This is a genomic window from Phenylobacterium sp., assembly GCF_041913825.1.
GTDB lineage: Bacteria > Pseudomonadota > Alphaproteobacteria > Caulobacterales > Caulobacteraceae > Phenylobacterium.
Genome location: NZ_JAYSEO010000005.1, coordinates 147606 through 163277 on the forward strand (window position 1 = coordinate 147606; position 15672 = coordinate 163277).

14 protein-coding genes are annotated in these 15672 nt (G+C 71.2%); 10 read left to right on the forward strand and 4 right to left on the reverse strand.

What is annotated here, in order from left to right:
• The first annotated feature begins 98 nt into the window (after positions 1–98).
• Positions 99–977: a 3-hydroxybutyryl-CoA dehydrogenase gene (locus tag ACE3Q8_RS05570; RefSeq protein ID WP_374469257.1), complete on the forward strand. Its 879-nt coding sequence runs from the start codon at positions 99–101 to the stop codon at positions 975–977.
• Between the two features lie 48 nt (positions 978–1025).
• On the opposite strand, the gene ACE3Q8_RS05575 is transcribed toward ACE3Q8_RS05570, so the two are convergent.
• A complete protein-coding gene (locus ACE3Q8_RS05575; RefSeq protein WP_374469258.1) occupies positions 1026–2507 on the reverse strand; it encodes a flavin-containing monooxygenase in 1482 nt (493 codons plus the stop codon).
• 168 nt (positions 2508–2675) lie between these two features.
• Here ACE3Q8_RS05575 and ACE3Q8_RS05580 point away from each other — a divergent pair, with 168 nt between their 5' ends.
• The 7 genes from ACE3Q8_RS05580 to ACE3Q8_RS05610 all read left to right on the forward strand — a co-directional run bounded on the left by ACE3Q8_RS05580 (position 2676) and on the right by ACE3Q8_RS05610 (position 10562).
• Positions 2676–3974, forward strand: a complete 1299-nt coding sequence (locus ACE3Q8_RS05580) for an EAL domain-containing protein (protein WP_374469259.1) — start codon at positions 2676–2678, stop codon at positions 3972–3974.
• 66 nt (positions 3975–4040) lie between these two features.
• A complete protein-coding gene (locus ACE3Q8_RS05585; protein WP_374469260.1) occupies positions 4041–4910 on the forward strand; it encodes a TIGR01459 family HAD-type hydrolase in 870 nt (289 codons plus the stop codon).
• 48 nt (positions 4911–4958) lie between these two features.
• Positions 4959–5381, forward strand: coding sequence for a MaoC family dehydratase (locus ACE3Q8_RS05590; protein ID WP_374469261.1), 423 nt, complete (start codon positions 4959–4961; stop codon positions 5379–5381).
• A complete protein-coding gene (locus tag ACE3Q8_RS05595; RefSeq protein ID WP_374469262.1) occupies positions 5378–6325 on the forward strand; it encodes a bifunctional riboflavin kinase/FAD synthetase in 948 nt (315 codons plus the stop codon). Before ACE3Q8_RS05590 ends, ACE3Q8_RS05595 begins: the two co-directional genes overlap by 4 nt.
• A gap of 165 nt (positions 6326–6490) precedes the next feature.
• Positions 6491–9415: an isoleucine--tRNA ligase gene (gene ileS / locus ACE3Q8_RS05600; protein ID WP_374469263.1), complete on the forward strand. Its 2925-nt coding sequence runs from the start codon at positions 6491–6493 to the stop codon at positions 9413–9415.
• On the forward strand, positions 9412–9924 hold the full coding sequence (gene lspA, locus ACE3Q8_RS05605; protein WP_374469264.1) for a signal peptidase II: 513 nt from the start codon (positions 9412–9414) through the stop codon (positions 9922–9924). The genes ileS and lspA overlap by 4 nt, the downstream gene beginning before the upstream one ends.
• 80 nt (positions 9925–10004) lie before the next feature.
• Positions 10005–10562, forward strand: a complete 558-nt coding sequence (locus tag ACE3Q8_RS05610) for a DUF3035 domain-containing protein (RefSeq protein WP_374469265.1) — start codon at positions 10005–10007, stop codon at positions 10560–10562.
• Positions 10563–10597: 35 nt separating this feature from the next.
• Here the strand turns inward: ACE3Q8_RS05610 and ACE3Q8_RS05615 are convergent, their stop codons facing one another.
• Entirely contained in the window at positions 10598–11566 is a 969-nt protein-coding gene (locus ACE3Q8_RS05615; protein WP_374469266.1) for a TraB/GumN family protein, read from the reverse strand.
• A 72-nt stretch (positions 11567–11638) separates the two neighbouring features.
• On the opposite strand from ACE3Q8_RS05615, the gene mutL reads away from it, so the two are divergent.
• A complete protein-coding gene (gene mutL, locus ACE3Q8_RS05620) occupies positions 11639–13492 on the forward strand; it encodes a DNA mismatch repair endonuclease MutL (protein WP_374469267.1) in 1854 nt (617 codons plus the stop codon).
• A 53-nt stretch (positions 13493–13545) separates the two neighbouring features.
• Entirely contained in the window at positions 13546–13959 is a 414-nt protein-coding gene (locus tag ACE3Q8_RS05625) for a VOC family protein (RefSeq protein WP_374469268.1), read from the forward strand.
• Here ACE3Q8_RS05625 and rsmD read toward each other — a convergent pair.
• Complete coding sequence (gene rsmD, locus ACE3Q8_RS05630; RefSeq protein ID WP_374469269.1) at positions 13946–14515, reverse strand: 16S rRNA (guanine(966)-N(2))-methyltransferase RsmD; 570 nt, start codon at positions 14513–14515, stop codon at positions 13946–13948. The two genes, ACE3Q8_RS05625 and rsmD, sit on opposite strands and share 14 nt — an antisense overlap.
• Positions 14516–14523: 8 nt before the next feature.
• Complete coding sequence (locus tag ACE3Q8_RS05635) at positions 14524–15669, reverse strand: pseudouridine synthase (protein WP_374469270.1); 1146 nt, start codon at positions 15667–15669, stop codon at positions 14524–14526.
• Positions 15670–15672 lie beyond the last annotated feature (3 nt).

The following is a 15672-nucleotide window of genomic DNA, read 5'->3' on the forward strand; positions in this document are numbered from 1 at the left end:
GCAGCAAAGGCCTTGTCTGCGCCGCAATAGCCGATGTTAATAGCGCCCCCATACCGCGGGTGCGAACGACGGCGCCCGGCTTCGAGGCTTAAGACTCAATGGTTCAGATCAAGTCGGTCGGCGTCATCGGCGCCGGTCAGATGGGTTCCGGCATCGCCCACGTCTGTGCGCTCGGCGGCTACGACGTCCTGCTGCACGACGTCAGCGGGGACCGCATCAAGGCGGGCGTGGCCAACATCGAGAAGAACATGACCCGCCAGGTGGCCCGCGGGATCATCACCCAGGACGCCATGGACGCGGCGCTCACGCGCATCAAGGGCGCGGACGAGCTGCAGCAGATCGGCCGGACGGACCTGGCCATCGAGGCCGCCACCGAGGACGAGGAGGTCAAGAAGACCATCTTCAAGGCGCTCTCGCCGCACCTCGCGAAGGACACCCTGCTGGCGTCCAACACCTCGTCGATCTCCATCACCCGGCTGGCCTCGGCCACCGATAGGCCCGAGCGGTTCATCGGCCTGCACTTCATGAACCCGGTGCCGCTGATGAAGCTCGTGGAGATCATCCGCGGGATCGCCACGGGCCCGGACACCTACGAGACCGCCGTCGCCTTCGCCCAGTCGCTGGGCAAGACCACCTCGAACGCCGAGGACTTCCCGGCCTTCATCGTCAACCGGATCCTGGTGCCGATGATCAACGAGGCGATCTACACCCTGTACGAGGGCGTGGGCACCGTGGACGCCATCGACACCGCCATGCGGCTCGGCGCCAACCATCCGATGGGCCCGCTGGAGCTCGGGGACTTCATCGGCCTCGACACCGTGCTGTCGATCATGAACGTGCTCTACGAGGGGCTGGCCGACTCCAAGTACCGCCCCTGCCCGCTGCTCGTGAAGTACGTCGAGGCGGGCTGGCTCGGCCGCAAGACCGGCCGCGGCTTCTACGACTACCGCGGCGAACACCCGGTCCCCACGCGCTAGGGAAAGCCCTCTCCCAGGCTTCCGCTCGGGAGAGGCGTTCCGGCGCGCCTACTCCGCCGCCATGCGCATCGCCGGGCGCGCGGGGTTCGAGAACTCCATCACCCCGTCGTCCAGCTTGGCGTAGCGCAGGGTCATCAGGTCCATGGCGTAGTTCTGGTGCAGCCGCCAGGGCGCCTTCGTCCCCTGCTTGGGGAACTTGTCCATGGCCCGCAGCACGTAGCCCGAGTTGAAGTCCAGCCAGGGCTGCAGCTCCATCTCGCCCTCGCGGTTGCGCGGCGTGGCCTGGCGAAGGCCGGTCTTCCTCATGTGGTTCAGCAGGCGGGTGACGTACTCGCACGTCAGGTCGCATTTCAGGGTCCACGAGGCGTTGGTGTAGCCGAAGGCCGACGCCAGGTTCGGCACGCCCTCGTACATCATGCCCTTGTAGGACAGCGTCTGGCCCGGCTCGACCTTGCGTCCGTCGACCGTGAGCTCGAGGCCGTTCATCACCTGAAGATTGAGCCCGGTGGCGGTGACGATGACGTCGGCGTCCAGATGCTGCCCCGATTTCAGGCGGATGCCGGTCTCGTCGAACGTCTCGATGTGGTCGGTGACCACCGAGGCCGACCCCGCCTTGATCGCCTGGAACATGTCGGAGTCCGGCACCAGGCAGAGCCGCTGGTCCCAGGGGTTGTAGGTCGGCGTGAAGTGGGTCTCGACGTCGTAGTCGGGGCCGAGCTGCTCGCGGACCATGCCGATGATCCGCTGCTTCACGGCCTCCGGCTTCTTCCGCGCCATGCGGAAGAAGTACATGCCGAACAGCACGTTGCGCCAGCGGACGATGTCGTAGGCGAGCTTGCCGGGCAGCCGGGCGCGCAGCCAGTTGGCCATCTTGTCCTCGGCCGGCCGGCTGACGACGTAGGTGGGCGAGCGCTGCAGCATGGTGACATGGGCGGCCGTCCTGGCCATCTCCGGCACGAGGGTCACGGCCGTCGCGCCCGACCCGATCACCACCACCTTCTTGCCGGCGTAGTCGAGGTCGGACGGCCACTTCTGCGGGTGGACGACGCGGCCCTGGAAGCGCTCGCGCCCCGGGAAATCGGGCGTGTAGCCGCCCTCGTAGGAGTAGTAGCCGCCGCACAGGAACAGGAAGGCGCAGGTGAAGCGGACGGTCCGCCCCTCCGTCTCGGCCTCCACGGTCCACAGCGCGTCCTCGGTGGACCAGCTCGCGCGCTTCACCTGGTGGCGGAAGCGGATGTGGCGGTCGATCCCGTGCTCGGCGGCGGTGTCGCGCACGTACTTGAGGATCGAAGGGCCGTCGGCGATCGCCTTGGCCTCGCGCCACGGCTTGAAGGCGTAGCCCAGGGTATACATGTCGCTGTCGGAGCGGATGCCGGGGTAACGGAACAGGTCCCAGGTGCCGCCGATCGCGTCGCGCCCTTCGAGGATCACATACGAGCGGTCCGGCGCCTCGGTCTGCAGGTGCCAGCCGGCGCCGACGCCCGAGAGGCCGGCCCCCACCACCACAACGTCGAAATGTTCGCTCGCCATAGGATCCTTCCCCGAGCCACCGTCTCGCGCGGCGGCTTACGTGAACATTGATCACATAAGAACGGCGGACGCGCCAGCCATAAGCGCGGACCGTCGGACTGCGACGGTTAAGCCATCGACACCTGCGGAGAACGCAGCGGATACTTGCGCGTGATTCGGACAGGGACCATGCGGCGGCTCACCCCAGCGCTCCTCGGCGCCAGCTACCTCTGCATCTCGCTGACGGTCGGGCTGTCGCTGTGGCGGAACGGGGGCGGCTGGGGCGCGGGCGTGTCGGCCTTCGTGGCCACCATCGGCCTGTGCATGGCCCTGCACGGGATCATCGCCCGGCTGATCGAGAACGCCGCCATCCGCGCCGAGATCGACCAGGTCCGCGAGGCGCACCAGATCCTCATCGACCAGGTGGAGCGGCTGGACGCGCGGGTCACCGAGGTCGCCGCCAGCGCCGCCCAGGACCACGACAAGTCCGAGGAGATCCAGGACGAGGTCCACATGCTGGAGAGCCTGGTGGAGCGGCTGCAGCAGCGGCTGGACGAGCGCCCGGCGGCGGCCCCGGCCGCATCCGGCCCCTCCCCGCTCGCCGCCCGGCTCGGCCACAACTCCGCCCACCGCGGCGCCGGCCTGCTGATGGACACCGTGCGCGAGGCGCTGACCGAGAACCGCGTGGACCTCTACCTGCAGCCGGTCGTCGGCCTGCCGCAGCGCAAGACCGTCTTCTACGAGAGCTTCTCGCGGCTCCGCGACGAGACCGGCCGCGTGCTGATGCCGGCGGAGTACCTGTCGGTGGCCGAGCCCGGCGGCCTCGTCACGGCCATCGACAACCTGCTGCTGTTCCGCTGCGTGCAGATCGTCCGCCGCTTGGCGGCCAAGGACCGCCGCATCGGCATCTTCTGCAACATCTCCATGGCGAGCCTCGGCGACGAGGTGTTCTTCCCGCAGTTCGTCGACCTCCTGAAGGAGAACCGCGATCTCGCCGGCGCGCTGATCTTCGAGATCGGCCAGGCGGCGTTCGACAGCCGCGGCGCGATCCAGGCCCGCAACATGGCCAAGCTCGCCGAGCTGGGCTTCCGATTCAGCCTCGACAAGGTGGTCGACCTCGACCTCGACCTGCAGGACCTCGCCCGCGCCGACGTGAAGTTCATCCGCGTGGGCGCCCAGATGCTGCTGGACGAGCTGGTGGAGGTGGACGACCGGCTGGTGCTGCGCAGCATGCCGGACCTGGCGGCCGAGGACTACGCCGCCCTCAACCGCCGCTACGGGGTCGAGATCATCGCCGAGAAGGTCGAGAACGAGCGCCAGGTGGTGGACATCCTCGAGCTCGACATCCGCTACGGCCAGGGCCACCTGTTCGGCGAGCCCCGGGCCATCAAGGACGCCATCCTGGCCGAGGCGACGCCGCCGGCGCCGGCCCTGCGCCCGCAGCTCGGCCACCCGCTCGCGCGCCGGGTGATCGGCGGCCGGTACTGATCTCCGCCTCTCGGAGAGTCGCTTTCGTGCTTTCCGCGGTCGGCCACATCGGCTAGCCCGCGCGGCATGAGCACCACCCAGCCCGCCCTCGTCTCCGGCCTCGCCGAGATCGCCGACCGCTACGACGTCGTGCTCTGCGACATCTGGGGGGTGATCCACAACGGGCGCGAGGCGTTCCCCGCCGCCTGCGAGGCGCTGTCGCGGTTCAACGCCGAGCGCGGGCCGGTCATCCTGATCTCCAACGCCCCGCGGCCGAACCCGCCGGTGATCGAGCAGCTCATGGGCTTCGGCGTGCCACGCGACGCCTTCGCCGAGGTGGTCACCTCCGGCGACGCGACCCGTGTCCTGCTGGCCGAGCGGGCCCCTGGGCCGGCCTGGAAGATCGGGCCGGACCGCGACTGGCCGCTCTACGAGGGCCTGGGTCTCCAGGAGGTGCCGCTGGAGCAGGCCGCCTTCATCTCCTGCACCGGGCCCTTCGACGATGAGAACGACACGCCGGAGGACTACCGGGAGGACTTCTGCAAGGCCATCGCGCGCGGGCTGGAGATGGTCTGCGCCAATCCGGACATCGTGGTCCAGCGCGGCGACAAGCTGATCTACTGCGGCGGCGCGCTGGCCCAGCTCTACGAGGCCCTCGACGGGCGCGTGCTGATGGCCGGCAAGCCGCACCCGGCGATCTACGACCTGGCGCTGGCCCGCGCCGCGGAGCGCCTGGGCCGGCCGGCGGACCGGACCCGCGTGCTCTGCATCGGCGACGGCCTCGGCACCGACATCCGCGGCGCCAACGCCCAGAAGCTCGACGTCGCCTTCATCGCCAACGGCATCCACGGCGAGGAGACGGTCCGCGACGGCCGCCTCCAGCCGAAGGTGGTCGAGCACCTGCTCTCCATCGAGGGCCTGACCGCCACCTACGCCCTGGCCGACCTGGTCTGGTGAGCGCCGCCCATCCCGGCTAAGGGTTTGGCGGACCAACGGGGAGCGCGCGTGCAGGGTTTCTATCTGGATGAGCTGAGCGTCGGGCAGAGCGCCGAGCTGACGCACGTGGTCGGCGCCGCCGACATCGAGGCCTTCGCCGAGGTGAGCCACGACAACAACCCCGTCCACCTGGACGAGGCCTACGCCAAGACCACCACCTTCGGCGGCCGCATCGCGCACGGCATGCTGGGGGCCGGCTACATCTCGGCCGTCCTGGGCACCAAGCTGCCGGGCCCGGGCGCCATCTACCTGTCGCAGCAGCTCCGCTTCCGGCGGCCGGTGAAGATCGGCGATCCGGTCACCGCGCGCGCGACGGTCAGGGCCATCGACGAGAAGCGCGGCCACGTCACGCTCGAGACCGTCTGCCAGGTGAACGGCAAGACCGTGATCGACGGCGAGGCCGTGGTCATGGTGGCGCGCCGGGACGCATGAGCCGCGTCCGGGTCATTCGCGGCTGGAAGGACCTGCCCGCCTCGGACAAGGGTGCGGCGGTGGCCATGGGCAGCTTCGACGGCGTGCACCGCGGGCATCAGAAGGTGATCGCGCTGGCCGCCCGCGCCGCGGGCGAGCTGGGCGCCCCGCTCGGCGTCATCACCTTCGACCCGCATCCCAGGACCTACTTCCGGCCAGACGAGCCGGCCTTCCGGCTGATGCGCTTCGACCAGCTCGCCCGGGCGCTCGAGGCGCTGGGCGTGGACACGGTCTATGTGCTCCCCTGGGACGCCGAGCTCGCCAACATGACCGACCGCCAGTTCGCCGAGCAGGTGCTGCACCAGGGCCTGGGCGCGCGCCACGTGGCGGTGGGCTTCGACAATTCCTTCGGCAAGGGCCGCACCGGTACGCCCGAGACCATGCGCCAGTACGGCCAGGAGTTCGGCTTCGGCGTCTCGGTGGCCGAGGCGGTGGGCGAAGGCGGCGAGAAATTCTCGTCCACCGCCATCCGCGAGGCGCTGCGCGAGGGCCGCCCGGAGGTCGCCGCAGAGATCCTGGGCCGCCCCTTCGCCATCGAGGGCGTGGTCCAGCGCGGCCGCCAGCTCGGCCGCAAGCTCGGCTTCCCTACCGCCAACGTCGCGCTGCGTGACTACGTGGTCCCCCGCTTCGGCGTCTACGCGACACGCACCCGGCTGCAGGACGGCCGTCACGTGCCGGGCGTCGCCAACATCGGCGTGAACCCGACGGTCGAGGGGATCATCGCGCCCCTGCTGGAGGTCTGGCTCTTCGACTTCGACGAAGACCTCTATGATCAGACCATCGAGACCGACCTGATCGCCTTCCTGCGTCCGGAGGAGAAGTTCGACGGCCTCGAGGCGATGACCGCCCAGGTGATGCGCGACGCCAAGGCCGCCCGCGACCTGCTGATGCCGGACTTCGACTGACGGCCGCTTTAGTTCGCCCGCCTACTCTGTTAGAGCCTGCCGCCGATGACGAAGGTTCGGACGAGCGTGCGAATTAACCGCCCGGCGTGACGCCGCCGGACGTTCTCCAGCGCGCGCCGGGTTCTCCCGCCCTCCATCACCGGACCAGCTGGATTTAAGAGTTCTATGGCCGACGACGCCGAAAAACCCGCGCGCGACTATCGCGAGACCGTCTTCCTCCCGGAGACGCCGTTCCCCATGCGGGCCGGGCTCCCGCAGAAGGAGCCGCAGATCCTGGCGAAGTGGGACGAGGCGGACCTCTACCACGCGATCCGCGCCGAGCGGCAGCGCGCCGGCGCGCCGCTGTTCGTGCTGCACGACGGCCCGCCCTACGCCAACGGCGCCATCCACATCGGGCATGCGCTGCAGAAGACCCTGAAGGACTTCGTCGTCCGCTCGCGGTTCCTGCTGGGCTACGACGTCGACTTCGTGCCGGGCTGGGACTGCCACGGCCTCCCCATCGAGTGGAAGATCGAGGAGGAGCTGCGCGCCAAGGGTCGCCGCAAGGACGAGGTCTCCAAGGCCGAGTTCCGCCAGCGCTGCCGCGAATACGCCGCCCACTGGATCGAGGTGCAGAAGGCCGGCTTCAAGCGCCTGGGCGTCCTGGGCGACTGGGAGAACCGCTACGCCACCATGGACTACGGGTCCGAGGCGGCGATCGTCGCCGAGTTCCACAAGTTCGTGGCCTCCGGCCAGCTCTACCGCGGTTCGAAGCCCGTCATGTGGAGCCCGGTGGAGCGCACCGCGCTGGCCGACGCCGAGGTCGAGTACCACGACCACGTGTCGCCGACGATCTGGGTGAAGTTCCCGGTGGTGGAGGGCTCCGACGCCGCCCGCCACGCCTCGGTGGTGATCTGGACCACCACGCCCTGGACCATCCCGGCCAACCGGGCGGTCAGCTACAACCCCGACATCGCCTACGCCGTCTACGAGGTGGACACGATGGAGGAGGGCCTGGCCTTCGAACCCTGGGCCAAACCGGGCGACCGGCTGATCCTGGCCGAGAATCTGGCCGGCGACGTCATGAAGGCCGCCAAGGTCGCCGCCTTCCGCAAGGTCGAGTCCGTCGACTGCCAGGGCGTGGTGCTGGAGCACCCGCTGGCCGGGCTCGACGGCCACTACGGCTTCCAGGTGCCGATGCTGGCCGGCGACCACGTCACCGACGACGCGGGCACGGGCTTCGTGCACACCGCGCCGGGCCACGGCGCGGACGACTACCTGGTCTGGCTGGCCCACGGCCACCGCGAGATCCCCGACACCGTGGACCCGGACGGCGCCTACTATCCGCACGTGCCGCTGTTCGGCGGCCTGAAGGTGCTGGAGACCGAGGGCAAGAAGGCCGGCAAGTTCGGCCCGGCCAACGACGCGGTGATCCAGAAGCTGATCGAGGCCGGGCGCCTGCTGGCCCGCGGCCGGCTGGAGCATAGCTATCCGCACTCCTGGCGCTCCAAGGCGCCGGTGATCTTCCGCAACACGCCGCAGTGGTTCATCCGCATGGACGAGCCGGTGCAGACAGAGGCGCTCGGCGGCCGCACCCTGCGCGAGGCTGCGCTGGAGGCCATCGAGGCCACCGCCTTCTTCCCTGCCCAGGGCAAGAACCGGATCCGCTCCATGGTCGAGAGCCGGCCGGACTGGCTGATCAGCCGCCAGCGGGCCTGGGGCGCGCCGCTCGCCATGTTCGTGGACAAGGAGACGGGGCATCCGCTGCATGACCCGGAGGTCGACCGCCGGATCATCGAGGCCATCAGGGCCGAGGGCGCCGACGCCTGGTTCAACCGCCCCGTCACCGACTTCCTGGGGAGCCACGATCCGGAGCGCTACGAGAAGGTCGAGGACATCCTCGACGTCTGGTTCGACTCAGGCTCGACCCACGCCTTCACGCTCGAGAACCGGGCGCACACCCGCTGGCCGGCCGACCTCTACCTCGAGGGGTCCGACCAGCACCGCGGCTGGTTCCAGTCATCGCTGCTGGAGAGCTCCGGCACGCGGGGCCGGGCGCCCTACGACGCCATCCTCACCCACGGCTTCACCATGGACGAGGCCGGCGAGAAGATGTCCAAGTCCAAGGGCAACACCGTCGATCCTGACCAGGTGATCCGCGAGAGCGGGGCCGAGATCATCCGCCTTTGGGCGGCGATGATCGACTACGCCGACGACAGCCGGATCGGGAAGACGATCCTGCAGACCACCTCCGACGCCTACCGCAAGCTCCGCAACACCGTCCGCTACATGCTGGGCGCGCTCGCCGACTACAGCCCGGACGAAGCGGTGGAGCTGGCCGAGATGCCGGCGCTCGAGCGTTTCATCCTGCACCGCCTGTGGGAGCTCGACGCCCAGGTGCGGCAAGGCTACGAGACCTACGTCTTCCAGGACGTGGTCCGTCCGGTGCTCGACTTCTGCCAGAACGAGCTGTCGGCCCTGTTCTTCGACATCCGGCGTGACAGCCTCTACTGCGACCGCCCCGACGCGCTCCGCCGCCGCGCGGCGCGCACGGTGATGGAGGCCGTGTTCGAGCGGGTGACCGCGTGGCTGTCGCCGCTCATCCCCTTCACCATGGAGGAGGCCTGGGCCACCCGCTATCCGGAGGGGCGCTCAAATTCGCTGCGGGTGATCCCGACGACCCCTGCCGAGTGGCGCAACGACGCCGAGGCCGCCCGCTGGGCCAAGGTCCAGCAGGTGACCTCCGTGGTCACCGGCGCGCTGGAGGTGGAGCGGCGCGAAAAGCGCATGGGCGCCGCGCTCGAGGCCGCCCCGCAGGTCCACGTGGCGAACGCCGACCTGCTCGCCGCCTTCGAAGGCCTGGATGCCGCCGAGGTGTTCCGCACCAGCCAGGCGACCCTCCTCGCTGGCGACGGGCCGGCCGGCGCCTTCCGCCTGCCGGAGGTCGCCGGCGTCTCGGTCGAGCCGCTCCGGGCCGAGGGCCGCAAGTGCGCGCGCTCCTGGAAGATCCTGCCGGAGGTCGGGGCCGATCCCCGCTATCCGGACCTGACGCTCCGCGACGCCGACGCCGTCGCGGCCTGGGACGCGGCGCACGGCAAGGTGGACGCATGAAGGCGGTGACGAAGCTCGGCTGGATCGCCTACGCCGTCGCCGGCGTCACCGTCCTGCTGGACCAGCTCTCGAAGTACTGGATCCTCTATGTCTTCGAGCTGCCGGGCCGGGGCTCCGTGCCGGTGGCTGGCCCGCTGAACTTCACCATGGTGTGGAATCAGGGCGTCAGCTTCGGCCTGCTGCGCGCCGACCAGGATCTGATGCGCTGGGCGCTCGTGCTGTTCGCCGTGGCGGTGTCGGTGGTGCTGGCGGTCTGGGTCCGCAAGGCCGGGCGCCCGGTCCTCGCCTATGCGCTGGGCCTGATCATGGGCGGCGCCATCGGCAATGTGATCGACCGCATCCGCTTCGGCGCGGTCGCCGACTTCATCGACGTCTCGGCGCTCTACTTCCCCTGGATCTTCAACGTGGCGGACGCGGCCATCAACATCGGCATCGCGCTCCTTCTTCTCGACATGATCCGGGGCGAAAAGCGGGAAACGTCAGCCCAACCGACCAAGGATGCGGCCTGAAAGCGCGTTGGCGCCGGCAGGCGTCTTGCGGTATCCAGCCCATTCGGCCGGGGGGCGGCCTGCGAGGAGCTTCTGATTTCATGCGCGTCAACCGAGTGATCGTGGCCTCGGCCCTCATGGCGGCGACCGCGGGCCTGGCCGGCTGCCAGTCCACGTCGCGGGCGCTGGGCATGGCCAAGGTGACCCCCGACGAGTTCCGCGTGGTGACCAAGGCGCCGCTGGTGGTGCCGCCGGACTACGCCCTCCGCCCGCCGGCGCCCGGTGAGCCGCGGCCGCAGGAGCTGCAGCCGGAGAGCGCTGCGCGCACCGCTCTGCTCGGCCAGCGCGAGGCCCAGGTCCGCTCGGACGGCGAGAAGCTGCTGGTCGCCAAGGCCGGCGCCGAGAAGGCCGACCCGCTGATCCGCTACGTGGTCGACGACGAGTTCGGTGACGTGGCCCACAAGGACAAGAGCTTCGCCGACCGCGTCATGTTCTGGCGCAGCGACGCGCCGAAGGCGCCGGAGGGCGCGGCCCAGGACAACACCGCCGCTCCGGTGGACGCCCAGGCCGAGGAAGAGCGCGTCAAGTCGCTGACCGGCGGCAAGACGGTCGTCATCGACCGTGGCCAGTCCCGCCGGATCAAGCTCCCCGGGCTCTGATCCAGGCCCTCCCCGCACGGGGAGGAATCTCGGTCCTACTCCGCCACCTCGCCCGGCGTCGTCACCTTCAGCCCCTGGCCGCGCAGGCGGTCGAGCACGCCGCGCTCGGCGAGCAGAGGCCGGAGCGGCACGAGCGCGATGGCGTGGCCGGGCCGCTCCAGCGCCCGGGCGATCGCCGCGGCTGAGTCCGCCTTCATCCGTTCGTCGAACTGCCGCCCGCCCGGGACCGCCATCAGGCAGCGCTCGTAGGTCCGCTCGTTCTCCAGCGCGCCCGCCACGTCGCCCGAGGCCCAGGCCCGCGCCGCCTGCAGCGTGATCCCGGGCCCGGCCTCGGCCTGGGCCAGCACCTCCTCGAAGCAGAGCCGGCCGGTCGCCGCCGGGGTGCGGAGGATCGCGCCCAGCAGCGGGCCGATGTCGTAGGTCTTCTCCACCACCGGCACGCCTGAGCGGCGGGCCAGCAGCTCCACCAGCTTGGCCGGGTCCGTGGTGGTGAGCTCGTGCCGCTCCCGGTAGTCGGCGGCGAGCTGGACGCCGGCGGCGAGCGCATTGGCCGTGGAATAGTGCTTGGCAGACTCCCCGAGCCGCTCGCGGGCCGCCACGAAGCGGACGCGCGTGGCGGGATCCAGCCGCGCCTCGAACGGGCCGCCGGCGCGCAGGCGGAGCAGGTTCAGCCCAGCCCCCAGCGCCCCCACGCCCTTCGCCCGGATGTTGGTGAACGGCAGGATCACCGCATTGGCGCCCTGCAGACGCTTGTCGAAGATCGCCCGGTCCCACTGCATGCGCTTCGGCGCGAGGCTCGGCACGCCCAGGACGTAGACGGTCGTGTCGGCGTCGGAGACCGTCCACCACGCGGGCCCCGGCAGCCGGCCCGTCACCACCAGCTCCTCCACAAGGGCTGCGTCCGGATCGACCAGCGGCGGCGGCGCGACCGGGGTCTGCGCCACGGCGGCCGGCGCGGCCAGCGCGGCCAGCGCCAGCAGCAGGAGGGCGACGATCATCCGCATGGGCAGCTCCTTCGACGCGCCCCCGCCCGCCCCGGAATCGACCTATATTGGGAGGTCCGCGAAAGCCTTGCCATGCCGATCCGCCGTCTCCCGCCCGAGCTCATCAACCGCATCGCCGCCGGCGAGGTGGTGGAGCGCCCCGCCAGCGCGGTCAAGGAGCTGGTGGAGAACGCGCTCGACGCCGGGGCGACCCGCGTGGAGGTGCAGGCCGACGGCGGCGGGCTGACCCGGATCCTGATCGCCGACGACGGCAAGGGCATTCCCCCCGAGGAACTGCCGCTGGCCGTGGAGCGCCACGCCACCTCCAAGCTCTCGCCGGGCGAGGACGGCGACTACGACCTGCTGCGCATCTTCACCCTGGGCTTTCGCGGCGAGGCCCTTCCCTCCATCGGCTCGGTCGCCCGGCTCTCCATCGCCAGCCGCGCCCGGGGGCTCGCCGATGCGCACGCCATCCAGGTGGAAGCTGGTGCCGTGGGCGCGGTCTCCCCGGCCGCCTTCCCCGGTCCGCACGGCGCGCGGGTCGAGGTCCGCGACCTGTTCTACGCCACGCCCGCCCGCCTGAAGTTCATGAAGTCGGAGCGCGCCGAGGCGCTGGCCATTACCGAGGAGCTGAAGCGCCAGGCCATGGCCCACGAGGCGGTCGGCTTCTCCCTCGACCTCGACGGCCGCCGCACGCTGCGCCTGCCTGCCGAGCACGCGGGCGACGAGGGTCGCCTCGCCCGCCTGGCCGCCATCATGGGTCGGGAGTTCTCGGAGAACGCGCTGCTGATCGAGCACGAGCGCGAAGGCGTGCGGCTCTCCGGGTACGCGGGCCTGCCCACCTACAACCGTGGCAACGCCGCCCACCAGTACCTGTTCGTCAACGGTCGCCCGGTCCGCGACCGGCTCTTGCAAGGCGCGCTCCGCGCCGCCTACGCCGACTTCCTGGCGCGCAACCGCCATCCGCTGGCGGCCCTCTACATCGATCTCGATCCGACCCAGGTGGACGTCAACGTCCACCCGGCCAAGGCGGAAGTCCGCTTCCGGGACCCCGGGCTCGTGCGGGGCCTGATCGTAGGCGGCCTGCGCCACGCCCTCGCCGCGGCGGGCCACCGCGCCTCCACCACGGTCTCCATGGCCGCGCTCGGCGGCTTCCGCGCCCAGGAGGCGCCGCCGCAGCCGTCGGCGGCGGGGTTCTCCGCCTGGCGCCAGGGCGGCTGGACGCCCTCGCCCCTAGCCGCCGCCGTCCAGGCGATCCCCGGCCTTTCCGAGATCTCCGCCCGCGCCGAGCCTGCGTGGGAGCCGGCCCCGCCCGCGGGCATGTCCGAGGCGCCCGCCGGCCCGGGTCCCGTCTTCGATCCGGTGGACTATCCGCTGGGCGCGGCCCGCGCCCAGGTGCACGAGACCTACATCGTCGCCCAGACCCGCGACGGCGTGGTCATCGTCGACCAGCACGCCGCCCACGAGCGCCTGGTCTACGAGCGGATGAAGGCCGAGATGGCCCAGGGCGGCGTGGCCCGCCAGGCCCTGCTGCTGCCCGAGGTGGTGGAGCTCGACCCCGCCGAGGCCGAGCGGGTCGCCGCCCGCGCCGACGAGCTCGCCGAGATGGGCCTGGTGATCGAGGCCTTCGGCCCGGGCGCCGTGCTGGTCCGCGAGGCGCCCGCCCTGCTCGGCCAGACCGATGTCCAGGGGCTGGTGCGCGACATCGCCGACGACCTCGCCGAGAACGGCCAGGCCCTGGCGCTGAAGGAGCGGCTGGAGGAGGTCTGCGGGACCATGGCCTGCCACGGCTCGGTCCGCTCGGGCCGCCGGCTCACCGCGCCCGAGATGAACGCCCTGCTCCGCCAGATGGAGGCCACGCCCCACTCCGGCCAGTGCAATCACGGCCGCCCGACCTATGTCGAACTCAAGCTCGCCGACATCGAGCGCCTTTTCGGACGCCGCTGAACGGCCGCGCTCGGTTCGGCGTTGAGGCGGCATCCACGTCGCGGAGCGCTGCCATGGAAATCCACACCGGACGGCTGATCGACCATATCCATCTGCGGACCCAGGACCTGAAGGCGACCTCGCGATTCTACGCGGCGATCCTGGGCGTGCTGGGCGTGCCCTATGTGGCGGCCGATGACCACTTCCTGGCCGACGAACTCTGGATCGACGACGCCAAGGCCTACGGCGACGGGCGGGCGAGCCACGTGCACCTGGCGTTCCAGGCCAAGGACCGCGAGACCGTGGACCGCGCCTATGCCGCGGCGCTGGCCGCGGGCGGCCGCGACAACGGCGCGCCGGGCGAGCGGGACTACCACCCGGGCTACTACGGGGCCTTCTTCCTCGATCCCGACGGCAACAACATCGAGGCGGTGTTCCACGGGCCAGCCGAACGCTCGGCCGAGAGCGTGACGATCACCGCCCGCTGAACCTGAGGAAGACCACCCGGGCCGCCCCGTAGTCGCGGGCGTCGAGCTGCTCGAAGCCCTCCACCGTGAACTCGGGCTCGGAAACGCCGCGCTCGAAGACCACCGTGGCGCCCGGCGCGAGCCAGCCACCTTCCGCCAGCCTGGCCAGGGCGGTCTCGCCGAGCCCCTTGGCGTACGGCGGGTCGAGGAAGGCGAGGTCGAAGGCGGGTCCGTCGGCGCCGGGCCGCTGGCCGAGGTTGGTGGCGTCGCGGCGGTGCACCCGGGTGCGGCCGAACAGGCCCATGGCGTCGACGTTCTCCCGGATCGCGCCGCGGGCGTCCTCGTCGGTCTCCACGAACAGGCAGAAGGCCGCCCCGCGCGACAGCGCCTCGAAGCCCAGCGCGCCCGATCCCGCGAACAGGTCGATGACGCGGGTGTCGCGCACCCCGGCCGACCAGGGCGCGTGCTCGAGGATGTTGAAGATGGCCTGGCGGGCCCGGTCCGAGGTGGGACGCGTGCCCTGGCCGGGCGGCGTGACGAGGGCCTTGCCGCGGAAGTCGCCGGAAACGATGCGCATGGCGCTTTCTAGCCGCGCCGCTTCGGACCGCCAGGCTTCTTCGGCGGATGGCCGCCCTTCGGCTTCGGCTTGGCCCAACCCGCCTTGAACACCTTCTTCTTCGGCCCTTCACCCTCCGCACGCGGCCGGGCGGGACCCGGGCGGCCCGATGAAGCCGGACGCTCCGCCTTCACCGGCGGACGCCCCGGACGCCCGCGGCGTGGCTCCGACGGGCCGGCCGCGCCGCGCGGCTCCTCGCGCCGGCGCGGGCCGCGCTCGATCAGGGTCGCCCCCTCCGGCGGCGTGGGCTGGCGCCGGCGCGGCGGCGTCGCCGTGGCGGACTTCTGGAACTGCGGCCGGTCGCCCTTGGGCATGTTCTCGGGCGCGACGTGGTCGGCGAGCTGCTCGCGGATCACCCGCGGCCCCACCTCCTCGATCTCGCCCACCGCCAGGGTTCCAAGCGCGAAGGGCCCATAGGCCAGGCGGATCAGCCGGTTCACCTTGAGCCCGAGCGCCTCCAGCACGCGGCGGACCTCGCGGTTCTTGCCCTCGGACAGGGTGACGGTGATCCACAGGTTCGAGCCCTGCGGCCCCTCCTTCGCCTTGTCGAGCCGGGCGTCGATGGAGCCGTAGCGGACACCCTCGACGGTGATGCCGTCCTTCAGCTTGTCCAGCCGCTCCTGGGTGATGCGGCCGTGCGCCCGGGCCCGGTAGCGGCGCACGACGCTCGCCTGCGGCAGCTCCAGCGCACGCGCCAGCTCGCCGTCGTTGGTGAGCAGCAGAAGGCCCTCGGAGTTGATGTCGAGGCGTCCCACCGAGATCAGCCGCGGCAGGCCCTCGGGCAGGGCGCCGAACACCGTCGGCCGCCCCTGCGGGTCCTTGTGGCTGGTCAGCAGGCCGACCGGCTTGTGGTAGCGGAACAGCCGCGTGGGCTCGGCCTCGTTCACCACTTGGCCGTCGACCGTGAGGATGTCGCCGGGCTCCACCTTCACGGCGGGCGAGGTCAGCACCTGGCCGTTCAGCGCCACGCGGCCCTCGGCGATGTAGCGCTCCACATCCCGGCGCGAGCCGACGCCGGCCCGGGCGAGGGCCTTGGCGATGCGATCGCCGGAGGGAGCGGACGCGCGGGCTTGACCGGAGGAGCGGCCGCCGGTTCGTTGCGGATCGTGGACCATGAC

Bases quoted from the DNA above. Each gene is read 5' to 3' on its own strand.
- ACE3Q8_RS05570 (WP_374469257.1), top strand. From the start codon at position 99: ATGGTTCAGATCAAGTCGGTCGGCGTCATCGGCGCCGGTCAGATGGGT.
- ACE3Q8_RS05575 (WP_374469258.1), bottom strand. From the start codon at position 2,507: ATGGCGAGCGAACATTTCGACGTTGTGGTGGTGGGGGCCGGCCTCTCG.
- ACE3Q8_RS05580 (WP_374469259.1), top strand. From the start codon at position 2,676: ATGCGGCGGCTCACCCCAGCGCTCCTCGGCGCCAGCTACCTCTGCATC.
- ACE3Q8_RS05585 (WP_374469260.1), top strand. From the start codon at position 4,041: ATGAGCACCACCCAGCCCGCCCTCGTCTCCGGCCTCGCCGAGATCGCC.
- ACE3Q8_RS05595 (WP_374469262.1), top strand. From the start codon at position 5,378: ATGAGCCGCGTCCGGGTCATTCGCGGCTGGAAGGACCTGCCCGCCTCG.
- ileS (WP_374469263.1), top strand. From the start codon at position 6,491: ATGGCCGACGACGCCGAAAAACCCGCGCGCGACTATCGCGAGACCGTC.
- lspA (WP_374469264.1), top strand. From the start codon at position 9,412: ATGAAGGCGGTGACGAAGCTCGGCTGGATCGCCTACGCCGTCGCCGGC.
- ACE3Q8_RS05610 (WP_374469265.1), top strand. From the start codon at position 10,005: ATGCGCGTCAACCGAGTGATCGTGGCCTCGGCCCTCATGGCGGCGACC.
- ACE3Q8_RS05615 (WP_374469266.1), bottom strand. From the start codon at position 11,566: ATGCGGATGATCGTCGCCCTCCTGCTGCTGGCGCTGGCCGCGCTGGCC.
- mutL (WP_374469267.1), top strand. From the start codon at position 11,639: ATGCCGATCCGCCGTCTCCCGCCCGAGCTCATCAACCGCATCGCCGCC.
- ACE3Q8_RS05625 (WP_374469268.1), top strand. From the start codon at position 13,546: ATGGAAATCCACACCGGACGGCTGATCGACCATATCCATCTGCGGACC.
- rsmD (WP_374469269.1), bottom strand. From the start codon at position 14,515: ATGCGCATCGTTTCCGGCGACTTCCGCGGCAAGGCCCTCGTCACGCCG.
- ACE3Q8_RS05635 (WP_374469270.1), bottom strand. From the start codon at position 15,669: ATGGTCCACGATCCGCAACGAACCGGCGGCCGCTCCTCCGGTCAAGCC.